General features: G+C 42.9%; 1 protein-coding gene and 1 pseudogene. Both read left to right on the top strand.

All coding sequences use genetic code 11. The features are described 5' to 3' along the window. Window positions 1-145: pseudogene (locus D8863_RS10395) on the top strand (bifunctional pyr operon transcriptional regulator/uracil phosphoribosyltransferase PyrR); the annotation flags it as partial. Between the two features lie 18 nt (window positions 146-163). After that, window positions 164-1,018 (top strand): aspartate carbamoyltransferase catalytic subunit (locus D8863_RS10390; RefSeq protein WP_125441855.1); only part of this gene is annotated, 855 nt, incomplete at its 3' end.

Below are 1,018 nucleotides of genomic sequence, written 5' to 3'. Positions count from 1 at the left end.
GCTAGTAGATCGTGGACATAGAGAATTGCCAATCCGTCCAGATTACGTTGGNAAAAATATCCCAACNAGTCGTTCTGAAGAAATCATCGTAGAGATGNCAGAACTTGATGGCCAAGACAGAGTTCTGATTACTGAAGAAGCTTAGAAAGCTGAAGGAGTAGCCATGTCAGAAAATCAACAAGCATTGAACCATGTGGTGTCCATGGAAGACCTCACTGTCGATCAAGTGATGAAATTNATNAAGCGAGGAATTGAGTTTAAAAATGGAGCCCAGCTTCCTTATGAAGACCATCCGATTGTTTCNAATCTTTTCTTTGAGGATTCTACACGGACACATAAGTCCTTTGAAGTGGCAGAGATTAAGCTAGGGCTGGAGCGACTGGACTTTGATGTGAAGACCAGCTCAGTAAACAAGGGTGAGACACTGTATGACACAATCCTAACCTTGTCTGCGCTTGGTGTAGATGTCTGTGTGATTCGTCACCCAGAGGTCGATTATTACAAAGAATTGATTGCGAGTCCAACCATTACGACTTCCATTATCAATGGTGGAGATGGTTCAGGTCAACACCCTAGTCAGAGCCTGCTTGATTTGATGACCATTTATGAGGAATTTGATCACTTTGAGGGTCTGAAGGTTGCTATTGCAGGTGACTTGGATCATTCACGTGTTGCCAAATCCAATATGCAAATTTTGAAACGCTTGGGAGCTGAACTTTTCTTTGCAGGACCTGAGGAATGGAGAAGTCAAGAGTTTGCGGACTATGGACAGTTTGTAACTATTGATGAGATTGTTAATCAGGTGGATGTTTTGATGTTGCTCCGCGTTCAACATGAACGCCATGATAGCGGTGCAGTCTTTTCAAAAGAAGACTACCATGCCCAACATGGTTTGACTCAAGAACGTTATGATTGCTTAAAAGAAACAGCAATAATCATGCACCCAGCTCCAGTTAATCGAGATGTGGAAATTGCTGACCACTTGGTTGAAGCGCCAAAATCACGCATTGTCCAACAA

Source organism: Streptococcus oralis, from assembly GCF_003943825.1.
Taxonomy (GTDB): Bacteria; Bacillota; Bacilli; order Lactobacillales; family Streptococcaceae; genus Streptococcus; species Streptococcus oralis_CD.
This window is presented reverse-complemented; position numbering and strand designations above follow the sequence as displayed.